Source organism: Aquidulcibacter sp., from assembly GCF_044346625.1.
GTDB lineage: Bacteria > Pseudomonadota > Alphaproteobacteria > Caulobacterales > Aquidulcibacteraceae > Aquidulcibacter.
This window is the reverse complement of record NZ_JBIIYV010000088.1, coordinates 1-8,910: the sequence shown is the minus strand read 5'-3', so window position 1 is coordinate 8,910 and position 8,910 is coordinate 1. Positions and strand designations below refer to the sequence as shown.

At 55.2% G+C, this 8,910-nt stretch carries 5 protein-coding genes; 4 read left to right on the top strand and 1 reads right to left on the bottom strand.

The annotated features are described in order from the left end of the window. The coding region (locus tag ACIQ20_RS14600) for a tryptophan halogenase family protein (protein ID WP_395781542.1) at positions 1-1,246 on the bottom strand (1,246 nt) is incomplete at its 3' end. 346 nt (positions 1,247-1,592) lie between these two features. Here ACIQ20_RS14600 and ACIQ20_RS14595 point away from each other — a divergent pair. The 4 genes from ACIQ20_RS14595 to ACIQ20_RS14580 all read left to right on the top strand — a co-directional run. After that, positions 1,593-4,304: a TonB-dependent receptor gene (locus tag ACIQ20_RS14595; RefSeq protein WP_395781540.1), complete on the top strand. Its 2,712-nt coding sequence runs from the start codon at positions 1,593-1,595 to the stop codon at positions 4,302-4,304. A gap of 124 nt (positions 4,305-4,428) precedes the next feature. Next, positions 4,429-5,937 (top strand): tryptophan halogenase family protein, encoded by a 1,509-nt coding sequence (locus tag ACIQ20_RS14590; RefSeq protein ID WP_395781538.1) that lies wholly within the window; start codon positions 4,429-4,431, stop codon positions 5,935-5,937. Positions 5,938-5,986: 49 nt separating this feature from the next. Continuing rightward, the gene (locus ACIQ20_RS14585; protein ID WP_395781536.1) at positions 5,987-8,380 is read left to right on the top strand and encodes an alpha-amylase family glycosyl hydrolase; all 2,394 of its coding nucleotides are present in this window, start codon (positions 5,987-5,989) and stop codon (positions 8,378-8,380) included. A 12-nt stretch (positions 8,381-8,392) separates the two neighbouring features. Beyond that, the coding region (locus ACIQ20_RS14580; protein WP_395781534.1) for an alpha/beta hydrolase at positions 8,393-8,910 on the top strand (518 nt) is incomplete at its 3' end.

Sequence of the window (8,910 nt, the reverse complement as noted above, 5' to 3'; positions counted from 1 at the left end):
GCAGGCTCATGGAAGCGCAATAACGCCAGAGTTCCGTATCATCGCGTTCGGTTGCGCAATAATGCAGGATCAGGAAATCGCGAATCCGCTCCCACTCATAAGTGCTTAGGCGATTAAACTCTGTCTCCAAAACAGGGTCGAAATTCTTGTCGGGGAAAAGCGCCAAGAAACGTGTGATGCCCGTTTGAATGAGATGCAGACTGGTTGATTCTAGCGGCTCCATAAAGCCAGCGGCTAGACCAATCGCGACACAGTTCTTGTGCCAGATCTTCTTCCGCTTGCCCGTCGTGAAGCGCAAAGGACGTGGATCGGCCAAGGGCTTACCGTCCAAATTGGCTAACAAAGTCCGCTCCACCTCTTCATCCGAGATAAAACCGCTGGAATAGACGTACCCATTGCCGATGCGGTGTTGAAGTGGAATCCGCCATTGCCAGCCAGCCTCCCGCGCGGTCGAGCGGGTATAGGGCGTGAACTCGCCACCATGTTCGCACGGCACCGCCATCGCCCGATTACAGGGCAACCAATGGCTCCAATCCTCATAGCCAGCCTTGAGGGCACCTTCAATCAACAGGCCACGGAAGCCAGAGCAATCCACGAAGAAATCGCCTTCTACCTTGCGGCCATCTTCCAGCGTCACGTGGGTAATACGACCATCTTCACCATCGAGGCCCACATCCGCGATTTTGCCCTCCATCCGAACGACCCCGCGCGCCTCGCTGTAGGCCCGCAGGAATTGGGCATAAAGGCCCGCGTCGAAATGATAGGCATAGTCAAATGTCGACTGGATCAAGCGCGGATCTTGAGTTGGCGGGGCAAAGCGGCCGCGCTTGGCAACCTGCCACGCCATGGTGAACTCATCCAGCGAGCCAGGGTCACGGCCTGTCTGGCGGGCGCGCAAATAATATTGATGCAGCGGCACCATATCAAAGTCCGCGCCATAGGTTCCAAACGGATGGAAATAGCGGTGACCTTGGCGGCCCCAATTCACAAACTCAATGCCCAGCTTGAACGTGCCTTGAGTGCGAACAACAAAGTCTTTCTCATCGAGCCCAAGAGAGCGATTAAAGACTTTGATGGGCGGAATAGTTGCCTCACCGACGCCAACGGTTCCAATCTCGTCGGACTCAATCAGGGTAATGGCACACCCGCGCCCAGCAGCATTGGCAATGGCGGCCGCCGCCATCCAGCCCGCAGACCCGCCACCAACAATCACCAAGTGCTCAAGCTTTTGGCTCTGACCCTGCATTATGCCCCCCGACCTTATCTTATGCTCCGATATAACCACATCAGTCGAGATGACGAGTCCGCGTTGTTGCAAGGCTGCACCAGTTTTACAACTTTGTCGCATTTACCTGCATTCGCGGCCACTTTCCCATTGCACAATCGTTGTGATTTTGTCATGTAGCTTTCCTACACGTTCACAAATAAATGATTGTTGGACGTACTTTGAATGCTGATTCAAGACTTTTGGGTCAGTTTTAGGCGCGGAATATCGTCGGGCGGCCTGCTAATTGGCTGATAATCGGCGTGTTCTGAAGGGAATCACAAGCGGGTCCGTTGCGGTCGGATCTGCTTATTTGGGAGGAACCGCGATGAATATACACACAGAATCACGCCTCGGCGTGTCGCGCGCTCGCTTGTTGGCTGGTGCAGTGTCTTCGGTTGCCCTGTTGGCAGCTATGAGCGGGACAGCCCATGCACAAGCGGCTTCCACCACTGAAGCATCCGACAAAGATGTCGAGACCATTGTGGTTGTCGGTATCCGTCGTGGTATTGAAAACTCCATCAACGCTAAGAAAACTTTGGGCGTTATTGCCGAAGTCGTCTCGGCTGAAGACATTGGCAAGTTGCCAGACGTCTCCATCGCAGAATCCTTGGCTCGCTTGCCAGGTGTGGCCGCGCAACGGATTGACGGTCGCGCTTCGCAATTGTCGGTTCGCGGCCTTGGCCCCGACTACACCACCACCCTGTTGAACGGCCGCGAGCAAGTCTCGGTTGGCGACAACCGCGGTGTTGAATTCGACCAATATCCATCAGAATTGTTGGGTGGCGCTGCCGTCTACAAAACCCCAACCGCTACCCTGTTGGCACAAGGTGTTGCCGGTACGGTTGACCTGCAAACCATTCGCCCGCTGAAGTTTGGCCGTCGCCAATTCGCGGTTGGTGCACGTTATGAGCAAAACGATCTGGGCGCCTTAAACGCCGGGACGTCAGAGACCGGCAACCGCGTCTCGCTCGCCTATATCGACCAATTCATGGACGGTAAGCTGGGTGTGGCTTTGGGCTATGCCCACATGGAATCGCCCTATCAGTCGAACCGTTATGAAGCTTGGGGCTATCCAACCAATGGCGCAAACTTCATCATTGGCGGTGTGAAGCCTTATGCCTTGTCGGGCAACATCACGCGCGATGGTTACATGGGCGTGATCGAGTTCCAGCCATCTGAAACTTTGACCCTGTCGTTGGACGGCTACTACTCGAAGTTCAATGACGACCAAATCTTGCGCGGCATCGAGCTGCCACTTTGGTGGTCGGGTGCACAATTGCAGCCTGGCGCAGTTGTCACCAACGGCATCACCACCTCCGGCCAATTCAACGGCGTGAAGGGTATCATCCGCAACGACATCCGCGCGCGTGAAGCCGAGCTGGCTGCTTTGGCTGGTAAGGTTGAGTGGCAGATGAGCCCGAAAGACTCCGTATCTTTCGACCTCAGCTGGTCGAAGGGTGATCGCACCGACACCGACATCGAGTCCTACTCCGGTACGGGTCGTGGTTCGGCCGGTGCAACTGACAATCTGGCATTCACGACCGCTGAAGCAGGCCGTTTGGTGTTCAAGCCAAGCCTGAACTATGGCGATTACAACACCATCAGCCTGACCGATCCAGGTGGCTGGGGCCAAGCAGGCTATTACAAGGCACCAGGTACGGTTGACGAACTGAACACGCTGAAGATCGCTGCAAAGCACGAGTTCGACGGCGACAAGGCGATCAAGTCGGTTGATTACGGCATTGGTTATTCGGATCGCAGCAAAGAAAAGACCGTGAATGAGTGGTTCTTGGACTTGGCTGGTGGTGCAAACAGCGTCGCCATCCCAACGTCGGCTCGCGTCGGTCAAACCAACCTCTCTTGGTTGGGCTTGGGCAACGTCGTCAGCTATGACCCGCGTGGCTTCTTGGGCAGCATCTATTCTTTGCGTCCGAACACCGCGGCAGACGTTGCGATCAAAAGCTGGACGGTTGAAGAAACCATCCTGACTGCCTTTGCGAAGTTCAACATCGACACCGAAGTTGGCAGCGTGCCACTGACAGGTGATTTCGGCGTCCAAGTCGTAAACACCGATCAAAGCTCAACCGCTCGCGGCCGCAGCAACTCGACCGCCACTTTGGTCAGCAAGACCGAAGGCACTGAGTACACGCAAATCCTGCCAAGCATGAACTTGGCCTTTGCACTCGACAATGATGCAAAGATTCGCGTTGCCTTGGCTCGCACATTGTCGCGTCCTCGTATGGACCAGATGAATGCGGCCTTTAGCTACAGCTATGATAGCTCAATCGTGCCAAACCGCGGAACACGCTGGTTCCAAAACTCAGGCAACCCATTGCTTGAGCCTATCTTGGCCCAAGCCGTCGACATCAGCTATGAGAAGTACTTTGGTCGCCGTGCGTACTTCGCCGTCGCTGGCTTCTACAAGAACCTGGAATCCTGGATCGTCGACAACGTTGAGCGTCCATTCGATGCAACTGGTCTGGTTGTCCCAACCGGCGCGCCTCCAAGCCCAACCAACATTGGTATTGCAAGCTCGCCAGGCAATGTGAAGGGTGGTTACATCCGTGGTCTCGAATTCACGGCTTCATTCCCATTCGATCAGTTTGTACCAGCTCTGGAAGGCTTTGGTGCAAACTTCAGCGCGACTTATAATGACAGCAGCATCAAGCCAATCGCTGGCCAGCCTGCAACCAAGGTGCCCGGTCTGTCTGAAAAGATCTTCAACACCTCGGTCTATTATGAGCGCTATGGCTTCCAAGCCCGCTTGAGCAACCGCTATCGTTCGGACTTTACCGGTTCGGTCGTGGCCTTTGGTGCCAACTTGGAAACCCGCAGCATTCAAGCTGAATCGGTTCTCGATGGTCAGATTGGTTACACCTTCCAATCCGGTCCATTGAACAATCTGTCGGTTCTGTTCCAGGTCAACAACATGACCGACGAGCCATTCACCACCCTCATCAACGACGATGAGCGTTTGGTGAAAGACTATCAAGAATATGGTCGCACCTTCTTGGTCGGTGTGAACTACAAGTTCTGATCTTGAGCGATCGGTAACCCCATAACCCCCGTCGGCCTGCGCTGGCGGGGGTTTTCTATGTTGTGATTTGCCCCTGCCCGCGGCCTATGTCAGGCACGTATCTGTGGGGCGAGGAGAACTAGGTTTGGAACCTCAGGCAGTTGAGAAGATTGTGATTGTGGGTGGCGGCACTGCTGGCTGGATGACGGCTAGCGCCTTATCAAAAGTGCTCGGCCCACGCGTCAACATCCGCCTGATTGAAAGCGAAGAGATCGGTACCGTCGGTGTTGGCGAGGCCACCATCCCCCAGATCAATATCTTCAATTCGATCCTTGGCATTGATGAAAATGACTTCGTCGCCAAGACCAATGGCACATTCAAGCTGGGGATTGAGTTCGTCAATTGGCACCGTCAGGGTGAGCGCTATATGCATGCCTTTGGTGGCATTGGGCGTAACCTCGGCTTTGTGCCATTCCATCATTATTGGATGCGACAGAACCTTTCCGGCAAAGAAACCTCGCTTTGGGAGTATTCGGCAGCAACCAAGTCTGCCTATGCCAACCGATTTGACCGGCTGGAGCGCTTAGGGGCCTCTCCCCTGCCCGGCCCGACTTGGGCCTTTCAATTTGATGCCGGTCTCTATGCCCGCTATTTGCGTGGCTATTCAGAATATCACGGGGTGAGGCGGACAGAGGGCAAGGTGCGCTCGGTAGAGCTTGATGGCCTCTCTGGCTTCATTCAATCCGTCACGCTGGAAAGCGGCGAAGTGGTGTCTGGCGATCTCTTCGTGGATTGCTCTGGCTTTCGCGGCCTGTTGATCGAAGGAGCGCTAGGGACAGGCTATGAGGATTGGTCGAATTTCCTCCCCTGTGACCGCGCCCTTGCCGTGCCGTGCGAGTCCGTTTCGCCATTGACGCCTTACACGCGTGCGACTGCCCGCCACGCTGGCTGGCAATGGCGAATTCCGCTGCAGCACCGGATTGGCAATGGCCATGTCTATTGCAGTGCCTTTACCAGCGATGAGGAAGCTGAGCGCGTATTGATGTCCAATCTCGACGGCAAGCCGCTCGCTGATCCAAGGCCGCTGAAGTTTGTTACTGGGCGCCGCAAGAAATTATGGAACAAGAATTGTATCGCGGTCGGCCTTGCCAGTGGCTTTATGGAGCCTCTGGAATCTACTTCCATCCACCTAATCCAATCCGCTGTAAGCCGCCTCATCACCCTCTTCCCGACGAAGGCCTGTGACACGGTTTTAAGCGATGAGTATAATCAGCAAGCAATTGAGGAATACGCGCTAATACGCGACTTCTTGATCTTGCACTATCACGCCAATGCACGCACCGACTCGCCCTTTTGGCTGCATTGCCAAAACATGGCGATCCCCGACAGCCTGAGCCATAAGATTGAGCTCTTCCGCAAAACCGGGCGGATAGAGCGGCGGGCCAATGATTTGTTTGCCGAACCAAGCTGGCTGCAAGTCCTGATCGGGCAAGGTATCCGCCCCGAAAGCTATCATGCTCTCGCTCGCGACCTATCGGACGAAGATCTCGACGGCTTCTTGGGCAATGTTTCTACGATTATCGCGAAGGCGGTGGATCAGATGCCAAGCCACGAAGACTTCATTGCCCGCAATTGCCGGGCACCAGCCGCCTAATCTTACTATCAATACAGAGTTCAATTTTAGCCCAAGAAGGATCGCTAACATGTTTGGCCAGTCTCTCAAGAAAAGTCTCTGGATCGGTTTGGGCAGTCTCATGGCAAGTGTCGGTGCGCCTGCCCTCAGCCAAGAAGCAGAGAAGCCCAGCCTGCGGGCTGAACTTGCCGGACCATCCGCCATTTGGTTGCACCTCGAAGGGGCAGAGCGCACCTTTAATCCGGCCGATTGGCGCTTGGTAGATCAGGCCAATCAAGAAGTAGCCATCGCCACCATTCTGCCCAATGACCTTGAAACCGCCCTTTTAGTTCCGGCCCAGCCGATTGATATCCGTGCGTCTTATCGATTGGAGTTGAAGACAAAGGGCATAAGCGCCCGTGTTCGGCCGGACGCGTGGTTCCGCACGCTCTATTCGCCCAAGCCTTTAGGGGCCAATATTGCCGCTGACGGTAAATCGACGCATTTTGCAATCTTCTCCCCCCGCGCTGAGAAAGTCCGCCTTTATCTCTATGATCAGGCCGACGCCAAGCCCGAAGCGGCCAAGCGCGTGGTCGACATGGCGCGCGATGAGTCCGGGCTTTGGGAGGCCAAGCTTGAGGGCAATCTAGCTGGCAGCTTTTACGATTTCACCGTGCATGGAAAGCCCGGACCCGGCCGATATTTCTATGACACCAATCCGGTCCATATCTCCGATCCCTATGCGCGCGCCAATGCGGAGTCTTATGGGAAAAGTCGGGTTATGCCGAAAACCAAACCTGCGACACCTCTCGCCAAAGGTCGCCCAAAAATGGAAGACGTGGTGGCCTATGAAGTTCATATTGAAGACTTCACGAGACAATTGCCAGTCGCCGACGACTTAAAAGGCACGATCCCGGCCTTCACCGTGCCGGGCCTGCGCAGCAAGAGCGGTCAGAAGATTGGCTTTGATCACATTGTAGATTTGGGCGTGAACGTCGTCCATCTGCTGCCGATGCAGGAATTCCTGCATTACCCAAAGCCCGAATGGCAGGCAGCCTTTGGCAATGATCCAGAGATGAAGCGCTTAGGCGTAGCCGACCTCAGCTATGAGTGGGGGTATCGTACCACTCATGCCTTTGCGATTGAAAACATCTACCGGAAAAAGGGCACCGACTTTGGGGCGGAGCGTGAGCAATTCCGCGATCTCGTCCAAGCTTTCCATGATCGCGGCATTGCTGTGATCGTGGATATCGTCCCCAACCATACTGGCGAAAACATGGACGGCCGCAACATGCTGTTCAATTTCAATGTGCTGGACCGTGACTATTACTATCGCACCAGCGATTCTGGTCAGCATATTGGCGTCTTTGGCAATGAGGTGAAGACCGAAGATCGCCCGATGACCCAGCGTTGGATCATCGATCAAGCCAAGTCATTGATTGACGAGTTTGGCATTGACGGGTTCCGCATCGACTTGGCAGGTCAGATCGACGAGCAGACCTTGATCGCGCTGCGCAAGGCCGTCGGGGATGATGTCATCATTTATGGCGAACCCTGGATCGATGTCTCCGACCCAATCGTACGCGCCAATCCCGATTGGGATTGGTACAAAGAAGACGCGCCAATCACCTTTTTCCAAGATGATACCCGCAACGCCTTAGTCGGCTCCCCATTCCGCTTGCAGGATAAGGCCACAGATCGCGGTTATGCTGGCGGCAATGCCAGCCAGCGTAGCCAAGCCATGTTGGCGATCGCCAATGGTTGGAAAGAAGAGGCGCAATCGACCAATCGCGGCATCAATTATGCCGACATCCACGACAATTGGACCTTGGCTGACCGTTTTGCCGTCAAAGACTGGAATGGTCTCGAGGGTGTTGAGGAAGGCCCCTACCGCGTGGCAGCGGGTCTCCTCTTAACTAGCCTTGGCCCCATCGTTCTTCACGGCGGGTCTGAGATGCTGCGCTCGAAGGGGATGGTCGGCACCGAAGAAATCATCCGCCAGACTGCGACGGGCCCGATTTACTTCAAAGGCCGGCAAGACACCTATAATGTCCGTACACCGAATGAATTTGTCTGGTCAGACCTAGATCGCTCCAAGAAGAATGGTGCGCCAAATGATTTTGTAGCCATGAACCAATGGTGGCGGGGTCTCATTGCTTTCCGCAACAGTGACGTCGGCCGCGTCTTCCGCACCGCCAAGGCACCCGCACCTGACTATATTGAATGGATCACGCCAGAAGACCAAAATCTCTTGGGTTATGTGGTGGATCAGAAGGTTTTGGTCTTGACCAATACTGGAGCGAAAGCCGCCACCTTCTCGTCGGTGCAATTGCCTGCCGGACGCTGGCAGAAAATCGCTGACGGCCAAAAGATTGACCATATCAAAGGCGTGCGCGGTAAAGATGCCAAACTCGTTGGCGGCCAAAGCCTTACCCTTGAGAGCCCTGCTCAAACTCTACAAATCTGGGTACGCCAGACAGACTGAAAGGACAAAACAATGGATCGTCGAACCCTGATTGCTGCCACTGGTGGGCTGATTGCCTCTGCTCTGGTCCCAACTACGTCCAACGCCAACGAAGCTATGATCGTCCGCTATGAAGCCATGCCGAGCCGGTTCACCGGCGCGCGCACTGTGAGCGTCTGGCTGCCAGCGGACTATGGCAAGTCCAAGCGCCGTTATCCCGTCCTCTATATGCACGACGGCCAGAATATTTTTGGCGCAAGCCACGCTTTTGGTGGGCAGTCTTGGCGTGTCGATCTCGCGATGGAAGCGCGTGAGCGCGCCGTTTCAGGTAGCGACGCCATTGTGGTTGGGGTTTGGAATACGTCCACGCGACGGCAAGACTTCTCGCCCGCAGGTGTTGAAGCGGCGATGGACGACAAACTTCGTGCACGTACGGCTGAGGAACATGGTGGGCCTGCCCTGAGTGACGGCTATCTGCGCTTCTTGGTCGAAGAGCTAAAGCCGATGATTGATCGCGATTACCGCACCAAACCGGGCAAAGCCTCCACCTT